The sequence below is a fragment of the Xanthomonas sp. LMG 8993 genome (genome assembly GCF_009835065.2).
In the GTDB taxonomy this organism is placed as follows: Bacteria; Pseudomonadota; Gammaproteobacteria; order Xanthomonadales; family Xanthomonadaceae; genus Xanthomonas; species Xanthomonas arboricola.
The window spans coordinates 87098-109783 of sequence record NZ_QVIF02000013.1; the positions used below are offsets into that span (position 1 = coordinate 87098).

General features: G+C 66.0%; 27 protein-coding genes. 8 read left to right on the forward strand and 19 right to left on the reverse strand.

Annotated elements, in window-relative coordinates:
• Positions 1–135: 135 nt before the first annotated feature.
• The gene (locus DYQ94_RS19510) at positions 136–678 is read right to left on the reverse strand and encodes a cytochrome b (RefSeq protein WP_016902642.1); all 543 of its coding nucleotides are present in this window, start codon (positions 676–678) and stop codon (positions 136–138) included.
• Complete coding sequence (locus DYQ94_RS19515; RefSeq protein ID WP_126966456.1) at positions 675–1772, reverse strand: catalase family peroxidase; 1098 nt, start codon at positions 1770–1772, stop codon at positions 675–677. Before DYQ94_RS19515 ends, DYQ94_RS19510 begins: the two co-directional genes overlap by 4 nt.
• A gap of 162 nt (positions 1773–1934) precedes the next feature.
• Between DYQ94_RS19515 and DYQ94_RS19520 the strand changes: the two genes are divergently transcribed.
• Together DYQ94_RS19520 and DYQ94_RS19525 are read left to right on the forward strand one after the other, a co-directional pair.
• Positions 1935–2450 (forward strand): RNA polymerase sigma factor, encoded by a 516-nt coding sequence (locus tag DYQ94_RS19520; protein ID WP_016902644.1) that lies wholly within the window; start codon positions 1935–1937, stop codon positions 2448–2450.
• Positions 2447–3202 (forward strand): anti-sigma factor family protein, encoded by a 756-nt coding sequence (locus DYQ94_RS19525; RefSeq protein WP_102251080.1) that lies wholly within the window; start codon positions 2447–2449, stop codon positions 3200–3202. Before DYQ94_RS19520 ends, DYQ94_RS19525 begins: the two co-directional genes overlap by 4 nt.
• A 64-nt stretch (positions 3203–3266) precedes the next feature.
• Here the strand turns inward: DYQ94_RS19525 and DYQ94_RS19530 are convergent, their stop codons facing one another.
• The 7 genes from DYQ94_RS19530 to DYQ94_RS19560 form a co-directional block, all read right to left on the reverse strand.
• A complete protein-coding gene (locus DYQ94_RS19530) occupies positions 3267–4637 on the reverse strand; it encodes a leucyl aminopeptidase family protein (RefSeq protein ID WP_039524791.1) in 1371 nt (456 codons plus the stop codon).
• A gap of 43 nt (positions 4638–4680) precedes the next feature.
• Positions 4681–5418, reverse strand: coding sequence for an HAD family hydrolase (locus tag DYQ94_RS19535; protein ID WP_102257166.1), 738 nt, complete (start codon positions 5416–5418; stop codon positions 4681–4683).
• A 110-nt stretch (positions 5419–5528) separates the two neighbouring features.
• A complete protein-coding gene (locus DYQ94_RS19540; protein ID WP_024939693.1) occupies positions 5529–6635 on the reverse strand; it encodes an AI-2E family transporter in 1107 nt (368 codons plus the stop codon).
• A gap of 184 nt (positions 6636–6819) precedes the next feature.
• Complete coding sequence (locus tag DYQ94_RS19545; protein WP_054591247.1) at positions 6820–7203, reverse strand: hypothetical protein; 384 nt, start codon at positions 7201–7203, stop codon at positions 6820–6822.
• A complete protein-coding gene (locus DYQ94_RS19550; RefSeq protein WP_024939695.1) occupies positions 7200–7688 on the reverse strand; it encodes a hypothetical protein in 489 nt (162 codons plus the stop codon). Before DYQ94_RS19550 ends, DYQ94_RS19545 begins: the two co-directional genes overlap by 4 nt.
• Before the next feature lie 3 nt (positions 7689–7691).
• Positions 7692–8054, reverse strand: coding sequence for a hypothetical protein (locus DYQ94_RS19555; RefSeq protein ID WP_006450942.1), 363 nt, complete (start codon positions 8052–8054; stop codon positions 7692–7694).
• Positions 8055–8169: 115 nt separating this feature from the next.
• Positions 8170–9609 (reverse strand): Do family serine endopeptidase, encoded by a 1440-nt coding sequence (locus tag DYQ94_RS19560; protein ID WP_126966457.1) that lies wholly within the window; start codon positions 9607–9609, stop codon positions 8170–8172.
• Between the two features lie 242 nt (positions 9610–9851).
• On the opposite strand from DYQ94_RS19560, the gene DYQ94_RS19565 reads away from it, so the two are divergent.
• Positions 9852–10670, forward strand: a complete 819-nt coding sequence (locus DYQ94_RS19565) for a histidine biosynthesis protein HisIE (RefSeq protein WP_065033475.1) — start codon at positions 9852–9854, stop codon at positions 10668–10670.
• A 518-nt stretch (positions 10671–11188) separates the two neighbouring features.
• On the opposite strand, the gene DYQ94_RS19570 is transcribed toward DYQ94_RS19565, so the two are convergent.
• From DYQ94_RS19570 to DYQ94_RS19605, 8 genes are all read right to left on the reverse strand, one after another.
• Positions 11189–11851 carry a DUF3313 domain-containing protein gene (locus tag DYQ94_RS19570; protein ID WP_047127539.1) on the reverse strand — a complete coding sequence of 221 codons (663 nt, stop codon included), beginning with the start codon at positions 11849–11851 and terminating at the stop codon, positions 11189–11191.
• A gap of 59 nt (positions 11852–11910) precedes the next feature.
• Positions 11911–12201 (reverse strand): hypothetical protein, encoded by a 291-nt coding sequence (locus tag DYQ94_RS19575; protein ID WP_102257208.1) that lies wholly within the window; start codon positions 12199–12201, stop codon positions 11911–11913.
• A gap of 100 nt (positions 12202–12301) precedes the next feature.
• Positions 12302–13486, reverse strand: coding sequence for a sensor histidine kinase (locus DYQ94_RS19580; RefSeq protein ID WP_126966458.1), 1185 nt, complete (start codon positions 13484–13486; stop codon positions 12302–12304).
• The gene (locus DYQ94_RS19585; protein WP_016902656.1) at positions 13483–14148 is read right to left on the reverse strand and encodes a response regulator transcription factor; all 666 of its coding nucleotides are present in this window, start codon (positions 14146–14148) and stop codon (positions 13483–13485) included. The genes DYQ94_RS19580 and DYQ94_RS19585 overlap by 4 nt, the downstream gene beginning before the upstream one ends.
• Positions 14149–14294: 146 nt before the next feature.
• Positions 14295–15182, reverse strand: coding sequence for a TIGR01777 family oxidoreductase (locus DYQ94_RS19590; RefSeq protein ID WP_126966459.1), 888 nt, complete (start codon positions 15180–15182; stop codon positions 14295–14297).
• A 211-nt stretch (positions 15183–15393) separates the two neighbouring features.
• Complete coding sequence (locus DYQ94_RS19595; RefSeq protein WP_024939702.1) at positions 15394–15987, reverse strand: DUF4142 domain-containing protein; 594 nt, start codon at positions 15985–15987, stop codon at positions 15394–15396.
• A gap of 94 nt (positions 15988–16081) precedes the next feature.
• Complete coding sequence (locus tag DYQ94_RS19600) at positions 16082–16348, reverse strand: hypothetical protein (protein ID WP_054591254.1); 267 nt, start codon at positions 16346–16348, stop codon at positions 16082–16084.
• 42 nt (positions 16349–16390) lie between these two features.
• Positions 16391–16672 (reverse strand): hypothetical protein, encoded by a 282-nt coding sequence (locus tag DYQ94_RS19605; RefSeq protein ID WP_003486531.1) that lies wholly within the window; start codon positions 16670–16672, stop codon positions 16391–16393.
• Positions 16673–16734: 62 nt separating this feature from the next.
• Between DYQ94_RS19605 and DYQ94_RS19610 the strand changes: the two genes are divergently transcribed.
• The 4 genes from DYQ94_RS19610 to DYQ94_RS19625 all read left to right on the forward strand — a co-directional run bounded on the left by DYQ94_RS19610 (position 16735) and on the right by DYQ94_RS19625 (position 19320).
• The gene (locus DYQ94_RS19610) at positions 16735–16929 is read left to right on the forward strand and encodes a hypothetical protein (protein WP_126966460.1); all 195 of its coding nucleotides are present in this window, start codon (positions 16735–16737) and stop codon (positions 16927–16929) included.
• A 140-nt stretch (positions 16930–17069) separates the two neighbouring features.
• Entirely contained in the window at positions 17070–17246 is a 177-nt protein-coding gene (locus DYQ94_RS19615) for a hypothetical protein (RefSeq protein WP_158506677.1), read from the forward strand.
• Positions 17247–17353: 107 nt separating this feature from the next.
• Entirely contained in the window at positions 17354–18454 is a 1101-nt protein-coding gene (locus DYQ94_RS19620; protein WP_126966461.1) for a DUF3182 family protein, read from the forward strand.
• The gene (locus DYQ94_RS19625; RefSeq protein WP_046344865.1) at positions 18454–19320 is read left to right on the forward strand and encodes an alpha/beta hydrolase family protein; all 867 of its coding nucleotides are present in this window, start codon (positions 18454–18456) and stop codon (positions 19318–19320) included. Before DYQ94_RS19620 ends, DYQ94_RS19625 begins: the two co-directional genes overlap by 1 nt.
• A 117-nt stretch (positions 19321–19437) precedes the next feature.
• Here DYQ94_RS19625 and DYQ94_RS19630 read toward each other — a convergent pair whose 3' ends face one another.
• On the reverse strand, positions 19438–20250 hold the full coding sequence (locus DYQ94_RS19630; protein ID WP_065033481.1) for a hypothetical protein: 813 nt from the start codon (positions 20248–20250) through the stop codon (positions 19438–19440).
• 618 nt (positions 20251–20868) lie between these two features.
• Positions 20869–21516, reverse strand: coding sequence for an HTH-type transcriptional repressor FabR (fabR, locus tag DYQ94_RS19635; protein WP_016902665.1), 648 nt, complete (start codon positions 21514–21516; stop codon positions 20869–20871).
• Positions 21517–21609: 93 nt separating this feature from the next.
• Here fabR and DYQ94_RS19640 point away from each other — a divergent pair, with 93 nt between their 5' ends.
• On the forward strand, positions 21610–22686 hold the full coding sequence (locus tag DYQ94_RS19640) for a ferredoxin reductase (RefSeq protein ID WP_126966462.1): 1077 nt from the start codon (positions 21610–21612) through the stop codon (positions 22684–22686).

The following is a 22686-nucleotide window of genomic DNA, read 5'->3' on the forward strand; positions in this document are numbered from 1 at the left end:
CGGGAGAGGGGTGAGGGTGAGGGTGCGCGGCAACGCCACTCCAGATGGCGGTCAACCCGATGCTTCGCCCGTACCCGCATCCGCCCCTGCGGGGGCACCTTCTCCCGGCGGGAGAAGGGAGCCGACGCCCGTCCATCAACGCGCAGACCGCTCGCCACGCGCCATGCTGGAAAACACGCCATCGCGGCGCACCCAGGCATGGAACAGCGCCGCGCTCAGATGCCCCAATACGGTGGCGAACAACAGATACGCCAACCAGCCATGCGCGCTCCGCAACCAGGCGTACAGCGCTGGATCGTGCGGCGCGATCGCCGGCAGGTTCGCGCCCGGCCACAGCACGATCGGATAAGCGCCGGCCGACAGCATCGCCCAGCCTATCAACGGCATGCCCAGCATCAGCGCATACAACAACCAGTGCGAAGCGGTCGCCGCGGCCTTCTGCCAGGCCGGCAGGTCGGCCGGCAGCGGCGGCGGGCGGTTGCGCAGGCGATTGATCAGCCGCAGCACCGCAAGGATCAGGATCGCAATGCCCAAGGGGCGATGCAGATCGATCAACCACGGCCGCTGCGTCACCGAAGCCACCATGCCCACGCCGACGAACAGCATGGTCAGGATCATCGCGGCCATCAACCAATGCAGCACGCGTGCGGGCAAGTTGAAGTGGGTGTGGCTGCTCATTGGCGTGCTCCCTGGCCGGTGGCGGCGCTGCCTGTGCCATTGGCGATCTCATGCTCGCGCCGGTTGAACGATTGCGAATACACCGACGAGCGCGCCGCCAGGATCGGGTCGTTGGATCCGGCAATGCCCTTGGGCAGGATCAGCGGGTCGTAATTCAGGTCGCGGCACGGGCCGGTGGCCTGCGGCTCGGCATGGTCGATCGATACCGTGCCGGCGACGATCTGCTTGCGGCTTTCCGGCCATGGCTGCGAGGGATCGTCCACCGCATCGCCCGGCTCGGCCACGGTCAGCACCAGGTCCCAACGCAGCGGCCCCTGCGCCAGGCGCGTGCCCAGATCGGTGGCGAGAAAATCGCCATCGGCCTGCGCGCGCTGTTCGGCGCTGAGCTCCTGGAACGGGGTATGCGGACGCATCGACCAGCGGATGTAGCGCTCGCGTCCATCGGCGGCAATCGCGCGGAACGCATTGACCCCGTTGTATTGCGTATTGGCCCAGCTGTTGGACCACGGTGCGGTCTTGGCCCACTGCTGGAACTTGGCCGCTTCCGGATACTGCTTGCCGAACGCGGCCAGCTTGGCCGGATCTGGCTTGCCGGTAGCCGGGTCCGGCCGCGATGCCACGTTCAATGCCTGGAAACCGGCCGGCGTGGCCACCACGAAGAACGGAAAACTATTCATCGCGGTGCGCCATTCCTGCCCGTCGTCGCTGCGCAACAGCAATGCCATGCTGCGTACGCGTGCCGCACCATCGGCGCCATGCGGGTCGCCGCCGCCGATCGACAGGCGCCCGAGCACCGGCGTACTGGCCTGGCTGAAGATGCGTGCCGACGACAGCCAGGTGGCCTTGCCGCTGGACTTGAAGTCCCCGCTCACACACACGCCCTTGGTATGTGCGCGGCGAAAGCCCGGATGCGGCGGCCCGCTGGCCTCGATGGTGTCGGTCATGCGCGCGGCGGTCAGCCGGTCGCCACCGATCCAGCCGGCGGTCCAGGCGAACGCAACCGCCAGGCCGCCGGCAATCGCGGCGATCCCCAGCAAGGGCGCCACGCGAACGCGTCCATGCTGTGGCGGTGGGGAAGGAGGTGGCAAGGTCATGGCTGGCTCCAGGGGTCGGTGCGGTGAGTGGTCGATGCAGTGAGACGACGTGCAGGCCGGCTTATTCCCGTGATCGCCCAGGCGTTGTGGCACGCGCATCGAACGTGGGAATAGTCCACGCTCCAGCGCGTCTACTGTGTGATGCCACCACCAAACCTGCCGATGGATGCTCTGGACGATGACCAACTGCGTGCCGTGCTGCCGGCGCTGCGTCGCTTCGCGCGCTCGCTGAGCGGCGAGCCCGCCAGCGCCGACGACCTTGTGCAGGCCACGCTGGAACGTGCGCTGCGGCGTTGGCGCACCCGCCATACCGCCGAGGCCCTGCAGCCGTGGCTGTTCGCCATCCTGTACCGGCAGTTTCTGGACGGGCAGCGCCGCGCCGCGCGCTGGCAGCGCGTGGTGGGCCTGTTCGCACCGCAGCAGCCCAGCCAGTCCGCATCGGCCGAGCAGGTGCACGACGGCCGCGCCATGCTGGCCAGCCTGGCGTTGCTGCCGCCGGAACAGCGCGCCTTGCTGCTCCTGGTCAGCGTGGAGGGTTTCAGTTACCGCGAGGTGGCCGACACCCTCGGCATCCCGATCGGCACGGTGATGTCGCGGCTGTCGCGCGCGCGCGAACGCCTGCGTGCATTGAACGAAGGCCACGTGCGCCACGCACCTGCATTGAGGATCCTGAAATGACCAGCACCCCGCCGCCTGACGAACACGCACTGCACGCCTATGTCGATGGCCGGCTGGAGCCGGCGCAACGCGCAGCGGTGGCCGCCTGGTTGCAGGCGCACCCGGCGCAGGCCGCGCGCGTGGCCGGCTGGAAACGCGATGCCGAAGCGCTGCGCGCCGCGCACGCCGGCCTGGAGCCGGAGATGGCCACGCTGGCGCTGACGCCTGCAGCGATTCGCCGTGGCCTGCAGCAACGCCGCCGGACCCTGGTGGCCATGGCCGCCAGTTGCGTGCTGGCGCTGGGCCTGGGCACCGGGCTGGGCTGGCAGTTGCGCGAGAGCCGGCTCGCCATTCAGCGCGTGCCGATGGCTGATGCAGTGGCCGCCTACCGCCTGTTTGCCGATGTCGACGCGCATCCGGGCGTTGCGTTGGAGGTGCAGCGCCGTACGGAATTGGAGCCGTGGTTGCGCACGCATTTCGGCAATGCCGGTGTGGTGCCGGATCTGCGCGCGCAGGGCTATGTGCTGCGCGGCGGGCAGCTGCTTTCCACGCCCGAAGGCGCGGCAGCGATGCTGGTCTACAGCGATGCCGACGGCGCGCGTATCGGTCTGTATCTGCGTCCGCGCAGCGGGCCGATGCCCACCGGCGAACGGCGCGATGGCCGTCTACTGGCGCAGTACTGGGCCGAAGGCGAGACCGCGTTTGCGCTGGTCGGCCCGGCGACGCAGACACGCATGCGCACGATCGCACCGTTGCTGCGCAGCCAGGGATGACCGGCGCGACTCAAGCTGCGTGCTGATGGCCCGCGCGCTTGCGTGCGCGGCGAGCTCAGCGAGCTCAGCCGCCGTAGCGTTGCTGGAGCATCGCAAAGGCCGAGCGCAGCGCCAGCGCCTCGCCGCCCGCCGGGCGGCCGGGGCGGTCGCTGTCGTTCCAGGCATACACGTCCAGATGCGCCCACAGCTGGCCCGGCGCGACAAAGCGCTCCAGGTACAGCGCGGCGGTGACCGCGCCGGCCATGCGCGAGCCGGCGTTGGCCATGTCGGCGACATGGCTGTTGAGGTAACGCAGATACGGGCGCCATAGCGGCATGCGCCAGACCGGGTCGCGGGTCTGCTCGCCGGCACGCAGCCAGGCCTGCGCCAGCGCATCGTCGTTGGCGAACAGCGCGGGCAGGTCCGGCCCCAAGGCGATGCGTGCGGCACCGGTGAGCGTTGCGAAATCCAGGATCAGATCGGGGCGCTGCTCGGTGGCGTAGCTCAGCGCATCGCACAGCACCAGGCGGCCTTCGGCATCGGTGTTGTCCACTTCCACCGTGACGCCGGCGCGGGTGGTGATGACTTCGCCCGGGCGGAACGCATCCGGGCCGACGGCGTTTTCCACCGCGGCAATCAACAGGGTCAGTCGTACCGGCAGCTGCTGCGCCATCACCAGGCCGGCCAGCGCCAAGGCATGCGCCGCGCCGCCCATATCCTTCTTCATGTTGCGCATGCCATCGGCCGGCTTCAGATCCAGCCCGCCGGTGTCAAAGCACACGCCCTTGCCAACCAGCACCAGATGCGGATGCGCCGCATCGCCCCATTGCAGCTGGATCAGCCGCGGCGCCCGGTGCGAGGCACGCCCGACCGCGTGGATGGTGGGGAAGTTCTGCGCCAGCAATTGCTCGCCGACGATGGCATCGACCTGGGCGCCATGCGTTTGCGCCAGTGCGCGCGTGGCCTCTTCCAGATGCTGCGGGCCCATGTCCTCGGTCGGCGTATTGACCCAGTCGCGCACGCGGATGCAGGCCTCGATCAAGGCGCGCGTCTGCGGTGTCGGCGTAGCGGCAAGTTCGGCCGGTGCGCGCGGTACCTTGCGGTAGCGCGAGAAGCGGTACGCACCCAGGCCCCAGCCCAGGTGCAGCAGCGCCTGCTCGCTCTCGCTCAGCGTGTTGGCCAGGGTCCAGCGGCTGGCCGGCGGCAGCGCCATCGGTGCATGCGCGTAGGCGTAGGCATCGGCGCGGTCGCCGATGCCCAGCACCGCGCCGGCCAGCCCCTGTTCGCCCGGCAACAACAGCACGCTGCCTGGCGCGGCATCGAACCGTTGCGCCTGTGCCCACGACAGCACGTGCGTGGGCTGCTCGGCGCACCAACGTGCAAAGCCTTCGCGGTCGAGCACATGCAGCGGCAAGGCTGCGGCATTGGGATCGATGAAACCGGTGAGCTGCGACATGGAAATCCTCGGAGGCGGCGCCATGCGCCGAGCAAAAAGTGGCTCAGGCGGGAAGGCGGATGCCGGCGTGTGCGGGGTCGGGGTGCGGCTGCTGCGCGTCCAGCCAGTCGGCCAGCCCGGTCATGGAGTCGAACTCCAGATCCGGTTGCTGGGTCGGGTGCGACCACTGCGCTCCATCACGATTGATCCAGCAGGCGCGCAGCCCGGCATCCAGCGCGCCCAGCACGTCCATGCGCACGTGGTCGCCCACATGCAGCACCTGTGCCGGCGGTGCATCCAGCCGCGCGCATGCGGCCAGGAAGATGCTCGGATCCGGCTTGGCGCTACCGTGCTCGCGCGAGCCCAGCTGAAACGCGAAGTGATGCATCAGCCCGATGCGTTGCAGATCGGCATTGCCATTGCTGAGCGCCGCCACCGGCACATGCGCGGCGATACGCGCCAGCGCGTCCAGCGCATCCGGGTAGCACTCCACCTGGTTGCGCGCGGCGTAGAAGACGTCGTACGCAGGCTCCAGCAAGGCCAGGTCGCCGCCGCTCTCGCGCAGCGCCATTTCCAGCGTCAACCGCCGCAGCGCGCTGAGGTCATGATGCAGGTGCGGGTTGTCGGCAAAGCTGCGCTCGCGCAGTTCGCGCATTGCCTCTACCGGAAACCGCTCGGCGGTGACTGGACTGTGCTCGCGCATCCAGTCGTACAACACCTGGTCGATCCGCGCCCCGATCGGCGCAAAGGGCCACAACGTATCGTCGAGGTCGAGGGTGATGGCGCTGATGTGGAAGCTCATCGCCAGATTTTACGGTCTTGCGTTGGGATTGGGGAATCGGGATTGGGGATTGGCAACGGCAACTGCGCGGTTGCGTTTACCAATCCCCAATGCCGAATCCCCAATCCCGGCTACTCCAACAGCCTGGCCCAACGCTGCATTCCCTCCACCCGGCTCAGCACCATCTTGATGCAGACCAGCAGCGGTACCGCCAGCAGCAAACCGACCATGCCCCATAGCCAGCCGAACAGCATCAGCGCCAGGATCAGCATCAGCGGCGAGATCGCCATGCGGCGGCCAAGCACGATCGGGGTGACCACCTGGCCTTCGATGGTGTGCAGTGCCAGGTACAGGATCGCCGGCAGCATCGCCGACAAGGTGGTGCGGAATTCCACAAAGCCCATCAGCAGCATCAGCATCACGCCGATCAACGGGCCCACATACGGCGCGAAGTTGAGCAGCGCCACCACCGTGCCCCACAGCAGCGCTTCGGGCAGCGGAATCTTGAGCACATACAGAATTCCGGCGAAGACCAGCCCGACCAGCGTATTGATCACGCTGATGGTGAGCACGTAGCGCGAGACCTCGCGCTCGATGTCCAGCATGATTTCGGTGGTGAAGCGTTGCTGCTGTCGGTTGGGCAGCAAGGCGATCGCATGCCGTTGCAGGCTTTCGCCGTAGACCATGAAGAAGAACGTCAGCAGCACCACCGCAAGCACCGAGGCGGCCAGCTTGGGCGTGCGCACCAGCGCCTTGTAGGGGTCGTCCATCTGCGTGCGCACGATCTGCACGCTGCGCTGGCCATCGCCGCCGGCCGCGCGTGCAAAGTTTTCCGCGGCCTGATTGGCCTGCATCACCGGCTTGGTGAAATCGCGCACGTCGCGCGCGATCTGGCGCATCTGCCGGGGCGCCTGCTGCACCCATTCGGCGGCCGGCCCGGCCAGCTGCGCGGCCAGTGTCACGGTACCGGCTAGGCCCAGGCACAACACCATCAAGGCGCCGAGGAAGCGGGGGATGTACAGCTTGCGCAGACCGCGCAGGATGGGGTTGCCGATCAAGGCAAAGAAGGCGGCTAGCATCACCGGCAGGATGATCGTCTGTGCAGCCCACAGCGTATAACCCACCGCAAGCGTGGCCAGCACCACCAACGAGACCGGTGCGCGTGGGCGTGGTGCCGGTGGCGGCGGGAGTGAATCTGCCGCAGCGGCAGCATCCATAGAATCGACGGGAAGAGTCATGCGCGCCCTGGCAGCAGACTGGCGTGCTGCCAGCGGTGGGCCATTATCAGCCGAACGCGTCAACGCAGCGCACAGAGGGTGTGCGCGTAACGTCAGTCCTTAACAGCATCGGTGGCGGGCTCTGCCGCGCAGCGGGCGGCGGATACCCGCAGCGTGATCCCAAGCGGTGCTCGGGAACGCTTCATTACGCGGCGCGGTCGATCGGTGCCTGCACCACGGTCACCGGCGGATCGGCGGCGACTTCTTCGGCACTGTCTGCAGCACGTTCGGCCTGCTCGGAGGCTTCCTGCGCACGGTGTGCGGTGAACAGCGCAGAGATCGTACTGATCATCTGCAGAATCTTCGGGATACCGCCGAGCTTGCTGGCGATGCTGCCCAATGCCGCCTGCGGTTCGTTGCGGCCGGTGACAAACCCCAGGCCGAAACCAACCACCATGATTCGCAGCGGAGACCACCCGGCACGCCAGGTGTCACGCAATTGTCCCCAATGCAGGCGTGTTTCCTGGGCGCGCCCTTCCACCAGGAATTCGGCGCGTTCCACGCGCTGACGCAAGGTGCCGAACTTCATGTGCGTGCTCCATTGGCAGCCGATGCATTGGCATCGTCGTCATCGCTGCTGTCATCGAAGATGCCCAGCTTGACCAGCTGACGACGTGTTGCATTCAGGCCGGTGTGGTCGAAGTAGAAGAACACCCGCCACGCCGCAATGCCGGTGACCAGCAAGCTGGCCAACGCGGTGAAAAACATCGCCTGGAACCACGACAGGCCGGCGCGTTGCAGCAGCGCGATGATCGCACCTGCCAACAATAACCACGACGACGCGCCAAAGACCACGGCAACGCATGCCCAGGCCAGTCCGCGCCCGAAGGCACTGCGTGCAAGTTGCAAATCGGCAGATACCAGCCGGCGCAACGCGCGGCTGGTGTCCTTGGCCGAGCCCAGCGTGGCGCGGCCGGCTGCGCCGACCGCACGTACGCTTTCGTCCAGTCCTGGCGTTTCCGGCCGCGCGTTGGGCGCGTCGGAGGCGGCAGCTGTAGAGGCCTGGTCGCTCACGACTTAGTTGTCGTTGCTGCGTGCCAGCTTGGCAATGATCCAGCCGGTCGCAAACGCAACGCCGAACGCAGCCAGCGGGCGCTCACGAATCAGATCGGTGGCGCTTTCCAGCAGGTCGTTGCCCTTGCTGACCAGCACGTCGAGCTGTTCCTTGGCAGCGGCGCCGCCGAACTCGGCAGCAGCCATGCCGGCCAGTGCGGTATCGGAGAGCTCCGCCTTGACGTTGGCGCGACCGAGCTTGAGCTCATCTCCTGCGGCGCTGGTGGCGCCCTTGACGGCCTCGCCTGCGGCGCTGGCGGCAGACTTCAGGTGGGTGCTGGCTTCGCTCAGATTTTCTTTCAGCTGGTCGGTATTGGTGGGGCTCATGCGATATCTCCTTCGGTCATTGATGGCAGCCGCGACAGCGTGCGGGCGTGGTGCAGCAATAGCATCGCTACGGTGTAGGAGGTGTTAGTGCGCGCCGATGGCAGTGCACGCCACGTCAACGCATCAACGCGTCGTACTGCGCGTTGCCACGCAGGATGCGCACGACCAGTTGCTGCGGGTTGCGCTGGAAGTTGGCACGCCAGCTGGCCAGATCGGCAAACTCGCCCACGCTGCTGGCCACGATCACATCGCCGCTGACCAGACCATTGGCTGCGGCACGACCGCCGCGTTTGACCTCGCTGACCATGACGCCGGTAATGCCGGACTGGCGCAGCGATTCGGGCAGGTCCACGAAGGTGGCGCCGCCCAGGCGTGGGTCGAGCATGTCGCCGGTGACTGCGCGGTCCTGCTCTTTCAGTTTGGCGGTGAGGGTGAGCGGTTTGCCATCGCGGCGAATCTCCAGCCTGACCGGGCTACCAACCGCCTGCAGGCCTTCATAGTTGTGCAGCGCTTCTGCACTGTCCACGCGCTGGTCGTTTGCCGCCACCACCACATCGCCTGGCTGCACGCCTGCGGCGGCCGCAGCCGACCCTGGCAACACACGCGTCACCAGCGCACCCCGCAACGAATCCACACCCAGGCCCTGCAGCATCTGCTGGGTGAGGTTCTGGGTTTCCAGCCCGAGCGTGCCACGCACCACCACGCCCTTGGTCACCAGTTGCTCCACCACATTGCGCGCCAGGTTGGAGGGGATCGCCAGGCCCAGGCCGATATTGCCGGCCATGCTGCCCTGGGGATTGAAGCTGGCGGTATTGATGCCCACCAACTGGCCCTGCAGGTTGACCAGCGCACCACCGGAGTTGCCCGGATTGATCGAGGCATCGGTCTGGATGAAATTCTGGTAGCCCAGCCCGCGAATACCGCTGCGGCCCACTGCCGAGACGATGCCGGAGGTCACCGTCTGGGTGAAGCCGAACGGGTTGCCGATCGCCACCACGAAGTCACCCACGCGCAGCGCATTGCTGTCGGCCAGCTTGATGTCGGTGAGGTTGTCGGCCTTGATGCGGATCAGCGCGATATCGGTATCGGCATCGGAGCCGATGAAATCGGCCTTGACCGTGCGCCCGTCGCCAAGCGTCACCTGCACATCGTCGGCATTTTCGATGACGTGGTGATTGGTCAGCACATAGCCTTTTTGCGCATCGATGATCACGCCAGAACCCAGCGACTCGTTGATGCGGTCCTGCGGCACCTGCGGAAACAGCCGGCGCAGGATCGGGTCGTTGAAGAACGGGTTGCGCACGCGCACCACTTGCTTGGTATTGACGCTCACCACCGCCGGCATCGCCTGTTGCAGCATCGGCGCCAGCGACGGCACCGGTTGCCCGGCGACGGCGGCCGGCAACGCGGCGGCCGCGGGCAGGCTAAAGGTAGTGGAGGCACCGGCCGGTGCGGCCTCGGCGCGGTTGTCCATCCAGGCGTTGATGCCGGTGGCGGCAAATCCGCCGAAGGCAGCGGCCAGGGAAAGGGTCAGCAAGGTGGGCAGCGGGCGCATGCAACGAGTCCGGGTTACGCGGTGGAAGAGGAATAGGGCGTCTGACTGCGTAAATCAAGCTGAACGAGAGTGCCAGCAGGCAATTTAACGCCTGGTGAAAGCGCCGCCGAGCCCTTGCCGGCGCTGCGTTGACAGTCGCTTGAGCCCGGCGTAGCGTCCGCTTGATCCGATGCCTGTTCAGCATACGCATGCCGCTGCGCATCGCCCGCGTTTTCAGCACTGATGCCCTTAAGGAGGGTCCTATGAGCAACGGCAATGGTGTGACGGCAACCCTGTCCGAGGCTGTCGATAGCGTCAAGAGCACTGCCACCGAACTGGGCGAGACCATCGCCAGCACCACCAGCGACGCGGTGGCCAGCGTGCAGGACGCGGCCGGCACGGCGGTGGCAGAGGCCAAGACCCGCGTCGCCAAGGCCCGCAAGGCCGTGGTCAAGGTCGAACAGCGCGTCGTCGAAAAGGCTGGCGATGCAGCCACCGCGGTCAAGCGCAGCGTGGCCAAGACCAAGCGCTCGCTGGTGTCGGGCAAGGAGGCCGCCAAGGACAAGTTGACCGCCACCAAGGACGCTGCCAAGCAGAAGCTTGCATCTACCAAGGATGCCGCCAAGCAGAAGCTGAGCAGCACCACCGATGCTGCCAAGAAGAAACTGGCCAACACCAAGGCCAGCGCCAAGCAGAAGCTGGAAACCGCCAAGGCCAATGCCAAGGCCGAAGCGGCAGCACTGAGTGCCAAGACCGCGGCCAAGAGCGCAGCGCGCAAGAGCGCGGTGGCCACGGTAGGCGCGCGTGCGGCAGCGAAGAAGGCTGCGGCCAAGGCGGCGCCGGTCAAGAAGCCGGTCGCCAAGACCATCGTCAAGCCCGCCGCCAAGAAGGCACCGGTGGCCAAACAGACCGCCACCAAACAGGCCGCAGTGAAAAAGGCCCCGCTCAAGAAGGCGGTGACCAAGACCACCTTGAAGAAGGCCGCCAAGGTCACCAAAACCCCGGCCACACGTGCCGTGGCCAAGACCACCGCCGCCCGCAAGGCGGTGGGCAAGAAGGTGGCCAAGCGCGTGACGCGTTGATGCTGCGGCACCAAGATGGCATTGCACGCTGACGATGCGTTGGCCGTGCAGACCGACAAAGGCCGGCGCTGTCTGTGCAGCGCCGGCCTTTTCTGTGGTGTGATCGTTAACGAGGCGGTCCCTTGCTTGCTGCGCTCATGTGATCGGGCAAGTGACTGGATCTGACATTTGAACCGGATGGGCATCTGTCCGCACCGCTCGCCAGATGCGGGACATCAAGCCACTCTCCTCACGGAGCGAGAAGGTACGGCTTGCACGCCATGGGCGCGCGTCCTTGAGCGCCTGCGCTGCAAGAATGGGTTGGGTGTGCAGCGGCGGTAGCGTGAAACCGACGAAGCCGCATGTCGTCCCGCATTCGCGAGGCTTCGCCCGTACCCTCATCCGCCCTGCGGGGCACCTTCTCCCGATGGGGGACGAAAACTGGAAGCCATCGCTTCCGCTAATCCGACTCCCGATTCCCAAATCCCAAATCCCAAATCCCAAATCCCAAATCCCAAATCCCAAATCCCAAATCCCAGCTACTCCATTCCCTTGACCAACTGCTCGGCGCCCTTGCGAATACCGGCCTTGGCGGCGTCGTAGGCGCCCAGGCTGGCCTTGATGTTCATTGCGCTCGGATACTGTTTTTCGACATAGGCGGCGAGCAGGCGGTTGCTCTGCGCGTCGAAGATTTCCACCGCGTAGCTGACCGAGCCGGAAAACGCGCCTTCCTTGCCGCGTGCGGCCTGCACCGCGTTATAGGAACCGCCGCCCAGATCCACCTTCATGAAGGTGCCCAGCACCCGCTTGCTGGGCTTGGCACCGGTCAGGCTGATGCGCACGCGCAAGGTGTCGCGATCGGCCACCGTCGCGCGCTGCCAACGCTGCCCGATCGCATTGCCGAACTCCTGTTGCATGTAATCGGCGAGCATGCGTTTGTCCTGCTCGGGCACGTCTTCGAATTGCGCGTCAGGACCGCGATAGATGCTGACCGGCTCGACCAGTGCGGCGCGGTAGCGCGTCCAATCCACCTCGCCCTGGTAGGCGTATGGCATGCGGTCACCACGGCTGCCATCGTGCGGGCGCAGATAGCTTGAAGACGGCAGCTGGCTGTACGGCATCGGGCGCGTACTGGCACAACCGATCAGCGTCACGCCGACAACCAGCAGCGCGCAGCAGCGGACAAGGGAATGCAACGACATGGGCAAATACCTGGAGAGGAAGCAGATAGGGGCAAGCACGCGCCAGCAGGGCCGCGCGCTCAATGCATCAGATAGCTGGCCACCGCCAGCGCAAACACCACTGCGGCGGCAGTGAACAACACCCCGCTCTTGGCCCACTGCTGCAGCCGGCGGGCCTGACGCGCGCTGCGGATATCCGGCAGTTCGCTCCAGATGTCGCGATTGCGCGTGCCGGTGCGGCCGCAGCGAAAGTCCAGCAGGAGGACATCGGCGACAGGTGCAGGAGCAACGCTGTCGTTGGCAGCCGTATGCGGTGCCAGTAGCGCGATGGCGGCGGGGGAAAGCGGGGTGGAACGGATCGAGTGAAACATCACCATGCATCCTGGATGCGTGCGGTGAGTGCACTGTAGGCAGCGGGTGTTGGAAACTTATTGGGTTTGGCGCTGGGCGATCGCCACGCGCCACCTGCGTTCAGCCGGTGCGGCGCACGCCCTCGCTGGCGAACACCACGCGCACGCACAGGCCGCGGCCCTCGTGGCCTTCGCAGGTTTCGATGCTGGCTTCGTGCAGGCGCGCGATGCCGGCCACCAGCGACAGCCCGATCCCGCTGCCCTGCACCTGGCTGCCGGCAACCCGGTAGAAGCGTTCGAAGATGGACGCGTGGGCACTCTCCGGCACGCCGGGGCCGTCATCGCTGACCTGCACGAACGGATGCAGCGCATCGGCGCGCAGGCAGTAGCCGCAACTCACTTCCACCATGCCATGAGGCCGGCCATAGCGGATGGCGTTGTCGACCAGATTGCGGATCAGGATACCCACCGCATCCACATCGCAACGCAGCAGGCACGGCGATGCTTCCACCTGCAGATTGATGTGGCGGGCCTCGGCCTGCACGCTGAATTCGTCCAGCACATGCGAGATCAGCTCGCCCATGTCCACCTGCTGGTACGCCGCCGAACTGATGCCTGCATCCAGCCGTGCCAGATCCAGCAATTGCTCGGCCAGCCGATTGCTGCGGCGCGCGGTTTCCAGCAGCTGCTGCAGCGCCGCGTCCTTGGCCTCCAGCGTGGGTGCGCGCAGCGCGACCTCGGCGTAGGCATGCAGCGCAGACAGCGGGGTGCGCAGTTCGTGCGCGGCGTCTGCCACGAAATCGCGCTCGGCCTGCACGGTCTTTTCCACGCGGGCCAGCAGCGAATTGAAGGAGCCGATCAGCGGGCGAATCTCGTCCGGCACCTGCGCCAGCGGCACCGGTTCGGTTTCCAGCCCGGTGCGTTGCGCGATGGCGCCGGAGATGGCGCGCAGCGGTGCGAGGGAGGTGCGGACCGCCCACCACACCAGCACGCCCAATACCCCCAGTTGCAAGGTGTTGAGCACCATCGCAATCAAGGTCTGCTTGAAGCTCATGCGCGAGGACGCATTGCCGATCGGGGTGTGCGTATCGACCGCGGCCGGCGGCTCCGGTTGCGTATCGAAGCGGTGCTCCAGCGCGTCGGGCAGGGCGCTGATCAACTGGTCGCCGAACATGTTGAGCTCCTGCTCGAACACGCTGTGATGGCCCTGGGTGACCAGGGCGACCAGGATCCACAACGAGGTGGACCAGCTCAACAACACGATTGCGGCCAGCGCCGCCAGCATGCGCGCCTGCAGCGATTTCATTCCGGTGCCTTGCCGACCATGTAGCCCTGGCCATACACCGTGGAGATCAGCTCGTCGCCCAGCTTGCGGCGCAGCTGGTGCACGTACACCGCAATCATGTTGCTGCCGCCTTCGGACGGGCCGCCGTAGACGCCTTCTTCCAGTTGATCCTTGGTGACCACGCGCCCGGCGCGTTCCATCAGCGCCAGCAGCAGGCGGTATTCGTGCGCGCTCAGCGCCACCCACTTGCCGTCGCGGGTGACCTTGCGGCTGCTCGGGTCCACGCAGACATCGCCCTGCGTGAGCAGCGGCACCACGCGTCCCTGGCTGCGCCGGGTGATCGCTCGCAGCCGCGCCATCAGCTCGTCGAACTGGAACGGTTTGACCAGATAGTCGTCGGCACCGGCATCCAGGCCGCGGATGCGGTCGGTGAGCTGGCCGCGCGCGGTCAGTGCGATCACCGGCGTGGCGTCGTAATGGCCGCGCATGAAGCGGATCACCGTCAGCCCGGACTCGCCCGGCAGGCCGATATCCAGCAGCACCGCGGTGTAGCGGTGGTCCACCAGCACGGTCTTGGCGGCATTGGCGCTGCCGACGTGGTCGATGGTCCAGGACTGCTGGCGGACGCCATCGCAGATCGCGTTGGCCAGCATGGTGTCGTCTTCGACAAGCAGCAGGTGCATAGGTGTTCCGCCGGGCCCAGGGCCAGTCCGAGATCGGCAGCACTGTCGGAGATGGTCGTTAGGCAAATATTAGTGCATGGCCCGCCGGGCCGTTACAGGCGGCCGGCAGCCCTGCCATTGCGCAGGGCCCCAGGGCCACGCAGGCGCTAGCGCTGCAGGATGGCGCGCAACGCCGCTTCCAGATGGACATACTGGAAGCGGAAGCCGGCATCCAGCGCGCGTTGCGGCAGCACGCGCTGGCTGATCAGCAGCAGCTCGGCCATCTCGCCGAAGCCCAGCCGCAGCAGGCCGGCTGGCAGCGCTAGCAGTGCCGGACGATGCAGCACGTGGGCCAGGGTGCGCGCGAACTCGGCATTGGTGACCGGGGTCGGTGCGGTGGCGTTGTGGGCGCCGGACTGGCCGTGTTCCAGCAACCACAGCAGCAAGGCCACCATGTCGGCGCGGTGGATCCAGCTCATCCAGTGGCGGCCATCGCCGAACGGGCCGCCGCCGCCGAAGCGGAACGCCGGCAGCATGCGGGCCAGGGCGCCGCCGTCGCGGTCGAGCACGATGCCGGTGCGGACCCAGCTCACGCGCGGGCCGAGTGCGGCGATCCTGGCCGCTTCGGCTTCCCAGTCGCGGCACAGCTGCGCAGAGAAATCGTTGCCGGCGTGGTCCGCCTCGGTCAGGACGCTGTCGCCCCGCTCGCCGTAATAGCCTACCGCCGAGCCGGAAATCAGCACCGCCGGGCGCCGTTCGGCCGGCTGCTGCGCGATCCAGGCATGCAGCTGGCCGGTGATGCCCAGGCGCGATGCGCGGAAGCGCTGCTTGCGCGCATCGGTCCAGCGGCCGGCCGCCAGCGGCTCGCCCGCCAGATTGATGACCGCATCGGCCTGCACGCCGTCCAGCGTGTCCACCACGGTCATGCCGGGCAGGCGACGCGCTGCGCGCCGCAGGTCGCGGGTCAGCACGCTGACCTGGTGCCCGGCCTGCACGAGTGCCGGACACAAGGCCTGGCCGATGAAGCCGGTGCCGCCGGTGATGAGCAACTGCATGGGACATTCCTGCGCCGAATCGATGCGGCACGATAGGCCAGCGCTGCCTGCTGCAAAGTGAAGTCGCTGCTGCACCCGCTGCGATGGCCGCGTGCGGCACCAGGACGGCGGCCGGGCGCAGCGCGCGTCCACCAGTAAAGACCGGCAAGCCCCAAACGCCAACGCGCCGGACAGGCCGGCGCGTTGGGTGCTTGCAGACGCTGCAACAGGCTCAGCGCGAGGATGACACCGCGTGGGCGCGCTCGAAGTGCGCCGACACCACGCGCCGGCTTTCTTCCAGATGCTGCTTGACCGGCGCGCTTTCGGCGGCGGGCAGCAGTTCGGCGTCGATGATCTTGATGGTGTCGCCGTGGTCGCTGACCATCGTGCGCAGGAAGGCATTGCGGTAGGCGTCCTTGCCATCGGGCAGGGTCGCTGTCTTTGCCAGTGCATCCACCGCTGCCTTGCCCTTGGCGCGCATTGCATCGGCACGCGGGCTGTCGGTGGCACCCAGCGCCTTGCTCTTTTCCAGGTTGGCTTCGTGGTCGTGCAGCAACTGCTTGGCGAAGGTGTCGGTCGCACCACCCAGATCCTGGGAGATGGCCTGCTTGGCCAGCGCGATTTCGTTTTCATCCAGCGCCGCCAGCACGCCGAGCACGGCGGGATCGCCCTTGGCCAGTTCGGCAGCGCCGGTGCCGCTGACCGGCGCGGCAGTCGGCTCGGGCGATACTGCCGGCGCAGTCCGCGAGGCATCGCCGCCGGGGCGATCGCAGGCGGTCAGGGAGAGCACGGCAAGGAGCGATGTCGCGACAAGAAGGGATTTCATGGAGGTCCTAAAAGAATGCGGCCAATACTGCCGACGGTGAAATGCAAAGGAGCCGCTACGCGGCTCCGGTGATGCGTGGATCGGCGCCTGCCGGTCAGGCCAGCTGCGCCTGGGCGGCTGCGCCAAGGCCCAGCGGTCTGGCTGGTGTACGCACGCTGTCCTGTGCGGTGCGGCACACGCGCGCCATGCGTGCGGTGCGCTCACGAATCAGCGCGTGTTCGCTGGCCGGGGCACTGCCCAGCAAGCTGGCGACATGGAAGCCTAGGATGTCCTCCGCGCGGTCGCCCTGGTCGCTGACGATGTGCGGAACCAGCCGCTCCAATCGCTCCAGCTCCTGCTGCACTTGATACGGGGTTTTCATGATGCTCTCCAATGAGTAACGGTCTTGCTCAACACATGCTGCTCAACTATTGCGTGCACCCAGCCGCTGCCAGCAGTCGGTGGCCAATTGCTCGTAATTGGACTGGGTGCTGGATGAAATGAAGTGATGTTCCAGGCGGTCGCGAAACAGGCGCAGACGTTCCTGATCGCTCGAACGCGGCGCCTGCAGATAGATATCGCAGGCCATCTTCACCACCGGGGACAATTCGCTGAACTTGCCTGCACCCAGGTTGCCCTGCGCGTGCCGCGCCTGCCAATGCGCGATTTCGGCTTGTACATCGATGACGGATGGGTCTCTGCTCATGACTTCGCGTGGTCCGGGTTAAACAAACTTGACATGCAGGGTAACTGCGGCTGTGTCAACGAATGATCATCGAACCCGACTATTCAACGCACTGCCGCGCTGCGTGCTTAACTGGTCAGCTTGCATTTGCGCCTCTACACGCTGCGTATGCAGGCCATGCCGAGCATGACGTGCAGTGCGATCGAGGCGATGGCGTCGCGCTGAGTAATAGCCAGCAATCGATTGCATTGGCTGAAATGTCGGCAATCGAGGTGTGAGACTTGCCATCGCGTATCGGCTGGTGGCTGCATTGATGAGCGAGAAAACGCCTGCGCAATGCCGCAATTTACGGAAGATTCTGAATCGTTCCACACTTGTGTAACGTCTGATGCTTAGGATGTGGGATGACTTTAGGGAGATGAGAGTACTCAGGATGCAGGACAGCGAAAGCAGCCGTAAGCCGCAAGCCGCCAGCGGTACCTCCGAAGCACGCGTGTGGTGGCATGCCTTGGTGGAGCTACGAGGGGGACGTGTCGCCATCAGCTTGATCGTCGTCCTTGCGATCGTGTTTGCGTTCTATCTGACGCTGAAATAGCCGTTTCTCCCGGGCATCGCATAGCGCTGCATCAATGCCCGCGTGCGTCTCAACTGTTTGAACAAGCCAGCAACGGCACGCGGCTCGACGCTGCGAGGGGAGACGTGATGGCGCACAGGCAGTACTGCCGGGTCGTGGGGCATGTCACGCGTCCGGTGCCCGAGGACGGTCATGAGCGTGCCACGCACGCCTGGGTCTGCGGCGAAATCGCACGCTTGCTGGGCGTGCACGGCGCAGGGCACGCCAGTGACTTAAAGCATGCTGTCCCTGAGACCGTGTTTCATGTGCCCGATGAGACCTTGACCTCGGAACAGGCGCATGGACTCGGTATCGATGACGCGGCGGACCTGCTGGGCGGCATCGTGCCGCATGCCTTCCTGGCGACCAAAGTGATCGGCCACCCGCTCATTGCCGACCATGCAGCCAGCATCGCCGGATGGAACCAGACGCTGGCCACTGCACTGATTCCGGCCACATTGGCGGGCTATACGGTGTTTTCGCGCATCGATGCCCTGCGTACATTGGAGCTGCTGCTTCCGGATGGCGGTGTGCGACTGAAGCTGCCGACCGGCGTGGGTGGCAACGGCCAATGGCGTATCGCCGGTGCAGCACACCTCGCGCAGGTGCTGGACAGCCTGCCAGAGCACTATTTGCGCACGCATGGCGCGGTGCTGGAGCGCAACATCCTGCAGCCCGTGACGCATAGCGTGGGCGAGCTTTGCCTTGCCGGTGTCCAGATCGCCTATTACGGCACGCAATGCAGCGTGCGCAACATGCAGGATGAAGAGGTCTACGGCGGCTCGTCACTGCATGTGTATCGCGGATCGCTCGAGGCTCTGGCCGCGACTGCGCTTCCGTCGCTGCAACAGCGGGTGGTCGAGCAGGCCTGCAGATACGATCGATTCATCACCGCCGCCTATCCTGGGTTGCACATCTCGCGGCGCAACTACGACGTGGTCAGCGGCGACGATGGGCGGGCCGGGCCGGTCTGCGGTGTGCTGGAGCAATCCTGGCGCGTCGGCGGCGCGACACCGGCCGAGCTTGCCGCGATCTCCAGCTTCCAGGATGACGCCAGCTTGCAGTGGGTGCACGCATCCACGCATGAGATCTATCAGGGCGAACCGCCCGCGGATGCGCAGATCTACTACCGCGCAGAGCGCGCCGGGCCGGGTCCGCGCTTCAAATACAGGAGGGTATCCACCGCATAATGGAAGCCAAACTTTCCAGCATCCAGATCCCGGTCGACCAAGACGAACTCAGCGGCACCTTGCTGACGCCCACCGGCATTCCCGCGGTGTTGTTCGTCCATGGTTGGGGCGGCAGCCAGCATCACAGCCTGGTGCGTGCGCGCGAAGCGGTCGGCCTGGGCTGCATCTGCATGACCTTCGACCTGCGCGGTCACGAAGGCTATGCGTCGATGCGCCAGAGCGTGACACGCGCGCAGAACCTGGACGACATCAAGGCCGCCTACGATCAGCTCGCTGGCCTGCCGTACGTCGATCCGCAGTCGATTGCGGTGGTCGGGCTCAGTTACGGCGGCTACCTGTCGGCATTGCTGACGCGCGAACGCCCGGTGGAATGGCTGGCGTTACGCTCGCCCGCGCTCTACAAGGACGAGCACTGGGATCACCCCAAGGTGAGCCTCAACGCCGATCCGGAGTTGATGGACTACCGGCAACGCGTGCTGACCCCCGACGACAATATCGCCCTGGCCGCCTGTGCCGATTACAAAGGCGATGTGCTGTTGGTGGAGGCGCAACACGATGTGATCGTGCCGCATCCGGTGTTGCGCAACTACGCCAATGCCTTCGTCAATGCGCGCTCGCTGAGTGCACGCGTGATTGCCGGTGCCGATCACGCATTGAGCGTCAAGGAACACCAGCAGGAATATACGCGCACGCTGATCGACTGGCTGACCGAGATGGTGGTCGGCCGGCGCATCGCCCTGGCCAAGGAAGTGGTGGCCGCGCGCAAGCACAGACTCAAGCAGCAGAGCGATGCGCTCTCCTCGCCGGGGCAGGGCACGAATGAATTCCGTGGCGATATCCGTGCGGTGGAGAACAGTTCCAGCTGATTCGCGCGTTCGCTAGAACGCCTTTTGCAGGCAGTGCTTTCCACAACGAAGAACGGGCCCGTGGGGCCCGTTCTTTTTCCAAGACTTCAACCTGGCTCGGCACCAGGCCGTATGAGCTTAGACGCGCGGGTCGGTCGGGTTGCGACGTGCCGCATCACCGTGATGCTCGGAATCGAAGGCTTCGCGCACTGCGTGCTTGGCCTTTTCCCAGCTCAGGCGCGAGTTGGACTTGAACCGGTCCCAGCCGTCGCCCAGGTCGCGTTCCAGATGGTCGTCCCACTGGCGGCCGGCGTGTTGCTGACGCGCCTGCATGCCATAACGATAGGCCGGACGATAATCGTCATAGGAATACTCTGCATCGCGATAGCTCACGCTGTCGAAGCGGCCTTCGTAATGCGTGTCGCCCTCGCGATAGACGCTATGGGTGCGATCGGCGCGCTCCCAGGCATCGCGCGCAGCAAGGCGCGCTTCTTCCCATTCCAGTCGCGATTCCCCGCGATTGCGCGGCCACTCGCCGGCCAGGGTCGCTTCGGTTTCTTCCCAGGTGCTGGTTGGGCGTGTTTCACGCGCCTGCAGGCCGAAGCCGTACACGGTGGCGTAATCGCGATCGTAATCGGTGCCTTCCTTGTAGTAAGGACGGTTCTGATATTCCTGGCGCCAGTATTCGGTTTCCACTGTCGGGTCCAGGCGCTCGGCCACACCCTTGCCGGCTGCAGCGCCGGCCACCACGCCCACCGCAGCGCCGATCAGGGTGCCCAGCGGGCCGAACACCGTACCGGCCAGCGCGCCTGCGGCAGCGCCGCCTGCAACGCCGCCCACACCCACGCCTACCGGATGCGAACCGGGTGCGCCGGAGATCGGATCACGATTCAAATCCTGCGCTTCGGCCTTGCGTTCCTGCTTGTCGAGAGGGGTATCGTGGTTGCTCATGTCGTCTCCGGGGTGGCTGTAGGTGCGTCTGTCGAGCAGATCGCGAACGTGGCGCCACCTTGGCCAGCGAGGAGTGAAACGCGTGTGCTTGGACGTGAGTGCCGTCGCGACAAGACTGAACTGTGCATCTGTCGGTATGGATGAGGTTGCTGACGCCAGCCTGCAATATCGCGCTCAAGCAAGCTTGCACTACAGGTGTATTGATTTATCGAATGGCCTTACGTGGCTGGTGTGTACGTATCATCTGTACCAAGACGTCAGCCGATAACGCCAAGCGTATTTCCACAAAGCGATGGCCTTCAGAAGATGCGGCCGTATTGTCCTGCAGGTCATCGAAATGCCTTCGAAAGCAGGCACTACAGATGTTTCAGCGATCGCTATTTCTGGCTGGCTGTGCGAAACGCAGTACCTGCGGCCATGTCGATGCACGGGCGCTTGAACGATGCTCGACGCGGCAACGCAGGTGGACGACGCCAGCATGACCACAAGGTCATTGACGCACTGACAGTGCAGACGTGCGATGCAATCCATCCGCAGCCAGCCGGGCTGCAGCGCTCAACGATCAAGCGTCATCGATGAAAGCAGGGCAGGCACGCCGCTTCCAACGTCAAACCACGCTCACCCGCCGTGCGTGCCCAAGGTACGTGCGCCGGTCAAGATCATGCGCAGCATCTGCGAGATCTGTTCGATCAGCTCGGGATCTTTTTCCGGCGGCGAGTCCATCGCCACCGCGCCCATCGCAAACACCAGCCGGGTGATCGCCTTGGACACCAACGCAGGTGCATGCAGCTTGGCGTTGTCGGCGGCGGCCAGGCGGATCAGGTCCACCCGCAGCTCGTCTTCGAAATAGCTGAGCTCGCGCTCCACCGCCTGCTTGAATGCATCCGAGCCCACCGCGCCTTCGCGCAGCAGCACATGCAGCAACTTGTCGTCGGCGCGCAGCTGCTCCATGAAGGCTTCGACCGACACGCGGATGACGCTGCGGTCGGTGGAGGTGGCGCGCTGGCGGGCCTGGCCGATGATGGTGCGCAACGAACGCCCGGCCAGATCGATCAAAGCTACCGCCAGCTCGTCCATGTCGCGGAACTGGCGGTAGAAGCTGTTCGGCGCGATGCCGGCTTCGCGTGCCACCTCGCGCAGGCTCAGCGTGGACAGGCTGCGATGCGGTCCGATCAGCGACAGCGCCGCGGCGATCAGGTCCTCGCGTGAAATCGCCGGCTTGCGTGACGGCGGCGCGTCTTGGGAAGGCAGGGCGATGGAGGTCATGAGGCAGCAGCTAGGCGTGGGCCTGAATCATAGCTCCTCTGATCGATATACAACTGTATACACGGCTGTGCATGCATGCGTATAGTGCAATCCATGAACCTGGCATCTCCTCCCAAGTCCAAGTCCCCATTGCCGACGCGTCTAGCGCGCCGGCTGGTGTCGCCGCAGCTGTTCGACTTCTGGGCGACCCGGCTCAACCCGCTGTGGACGCTGGAACGGCCGATGGCCCGCCTGGTCGCGCGCACGGCCGCCAGCCGCGACGCGGTGACCCTGGTGCTGCGGCCCAATGGCCACTGGCAGGGCCTGCAGGCCGGCCAGCACGTGAGCCTGGGCGTGGAGATCGACGGCCGCCGCCTGCTGCGCAGCTATAGCCCGACCGTGCTGGCCGATGGCCGCCTGGCGATCACCGTCAAGGCGATCGAGGGCGGTCTGGTCAGCCGCTACCTGGCCGGCGCTGCGCCGATCGGGACGGTGGTGTCGCTGGATCCGGCCTTCGGCGACATGCTGCTGCCGACCACCCCGACGCCGCTGTTGCTGCTGGCGGCCGGCTCGGGCATCACCCCGATGCGCGCGCTGCTGCAGGCCGCCGCGCAGGCCGGCATGCCGATGGACGTGGACCTGCTGTACTGGGTGCGCCAGCGCGACGAAGCCTGCTTCGTCGACGAATTCGAGGCGATGGCCGCCGCCCATCCGCGCTTGCGCGTACGGCTGCTGACCACCCGCGAAGGCGCCACGCCGGCGGCGCGCATCGATACCTATCCGTTGGAGCAGATCGCAGATCTCTCCAGCCGTCACGTCATGGTCTGCGGGCCGGGCCGTTTCGTGCAGGCGGCGCGTGCGCGCCTGCAGGGCCGCGTGGCCGCGTTCCAGGCCGAAGCCTTCAGCGTGCCGACGCTGGAAGACGGCGAAACCGGTGATGTGCAGGTCCAGCTGTCACGCAGTGGCCGTACGCTCAGCCTGCCGCGCGGCCAGTCGCTGCTGGAAGGGCTGGAAGCGCAAGGCCTGCGCCCGAAATACGGCTGCCGCATGGGCATCTGCAACAGCTGCGCCTGCGCGCGCCAGTCCGGCACCACGCGCCACCTGTTGACCGGTGAGCGCAGCAATGAACCCACCGCACAGGTCCGCCTGTGCATCAGTGCCCCGAGCACTGACCTGATCCTGGATCTGTAA

Coding starts and splice junctions, on each gene's coding strand:
- DYQ94_RS19570 (WP_047127539.1), bottom strand. CDS start 11,851: ATGTCGTTGCATTCCCTTGTCCGCTGCTGCGCGCTGCTGGTTGTCGGC.
- DYQ94_RS19625 (WP_046344865.1), top strand. CDS start 18,454: ATGGAAGCCAAACTTTCCAGCATCCAGATCCCGGTCGACCAAGACGAA.
- DYQ94_RS19615 (WP_158506677.1), top strand. CDS start 17,070: ATGAGAGTACTCAGGATGCAGGACAGCGAAAGCAGCCGTAAGCCGCAA.
- DYQ94_RS19525 (WP_102251080.1), top strand. CDS start 2,447: ATGACCAGCACCCCGCCGCCTGACGAACACGCACTGCACGCCTATGTC.
- DYQ94_RS19510 (WP_016902642.1), bottom strand. CDS start 678: ATGAGCAGCCACACCCACTTCAACTTGCCCGCACGCGTGCTGCATTGG.
- DYQ94_RS19540 (WP_024939693.1), bottom strand. CDS start 6,635: ATGACTCTTCCCGTCGATTCTATGGATGCTGCCGCTGCGGCAGATTCA.
- fabR (WP_016902665.1), bottom strand. CDS start 21,516: ATGACCTCCATCGCCCTGCCTTCCCAAGACGCGCCGCCGTCACGCAAG.
- DYQ94_RS19565 (WP_065033475.1), top strand. CDS start 9,852: ATGAGCAACGGCAATGGTGTGACGGCAACCCTGTCCGAGGCTGTCGAT.
- DYQ94_RS19580 (WP_126966458.1), bottom strand. CDS start 13,486: ATGAAATCGCTGCAGGCGCGCATGCTGGCGGCGCTGGCCGCAATCGTG.
- DYQ94_RS19535 (WP_102257166.1), bottom strand. CDS start 5,418: ATGAGCTTCCACATCAGCGCCATCACCCTCGACCTCGACGATACGTTG.
- DYQ94_RS19630 (WP_065033481.1), bottom strand. CDS start 20,250: ATGAGCAACCACGATACCCCTCTCGACAAGCAGGAACGCAAGGCCGAA.
- DYQ94_RS19515 (WP_126966456.1), bottom strand. CDS start 1,772: ATGACCTTGCCACCTCCTTCCCCACCGCCACAGCATGGACGCGTTCGC.
- DYQ94_RS19605 (WP_003486531.1), bottom strand. CDS start 16,672: ATGAGCAGAGACCCATCCGTCATCGATGTACAAGCCGAAATCGCGCAT.
- DYQ94_RS19585 (WP_016902656.1), bottom strand. CDS start 14,148: ATGCACCTGCTGCTTGTCGAAGACGACACCATGCTGGCCAACGCGATC.
- DYQ94_RS19575 (WP_102257208.1), bottom strand. CDS start 12,201: ATGTTTCACTCGATCCGTTCCACCCCGCTTTCCCCCGCCGCCATCGCG.
- DYQ94_RS19595 (WP_024939702.1), bottom strand. CDS start 15,987: ATGAAATCCCTTCTTGTCGCGACATCGCTCCTTGCCGTGCTCTCCCTG.
- DYQ94_RS19610 (WP_126966460.1), top strand. CDS start 16,735: ATGATCATCGAACCCGACTATTCAACGCACTGCCGCGCTGCGTGCTTA.
- DYQ94_RS19530 (WP_039524791.1), bottom strand. CDS start 4,637: ATGTCGCAGCTCACCGGTTTCATCGATCCCAATGCCGCAGCCTTGCCG.
- DYQ94_RS19520 (WP_016902644.1), top strand. CDS start 1,935: ATGGATGCTCTGGACGATGACCAACTGCGTGCCGTGCTGCCGGCGCTG.
- DYQ94_RS19590 (WP_126966459.1), bottom strand. CDS start 15,182: ATGCAGTTGCTCATCACCGGCGGCACCGGCTTCATCGGCCAGGCCTTG.
- DYQ94_RS19555 (WP_006450942.1), bottom strand. CDS start 8,054: ATGAGCCCCACCAATACCGACCAGCTGAAAGAAAATCTGAGCGAAGCC.
- DYQ94_RS19600 (WP_054591254.1), bottom strand. CDS start 16,348: ATGAAAACCCCGTATCAAGTGCAGCAGGAGCTGGAGCGATTGGAGCGG.
- DYQ94_RS19620 (WP_126966461.1), top strand. CDS start 17,354: ATGGCGCACAGGCAGTACTGCCGGGTCGTGGGGCATGTCACGCGTCCG.
- DYQ94_RS19545 (WP_054591247.1), bottom strand. CDS start 7,203: ATGAAGTTCGGCACCTTGCGTCAGCGCGTGGAACGCGCCGAATTCCTG.
- DYQ94_RS19560 (WP_126966457.1), bottom strand. CDS start 9,609: ATGCGCCCGCTGCCCACCTTGCTGACCCTTTCCCTGGCCGCTGCCTTC.
- DYQ94_RS19640 (WP_126966462.1), top strand. CDS start 21,610: ATGAACCTGGCATCTCCTCCCAAGTCCAAGTCCCCATTGCCGACGCGT.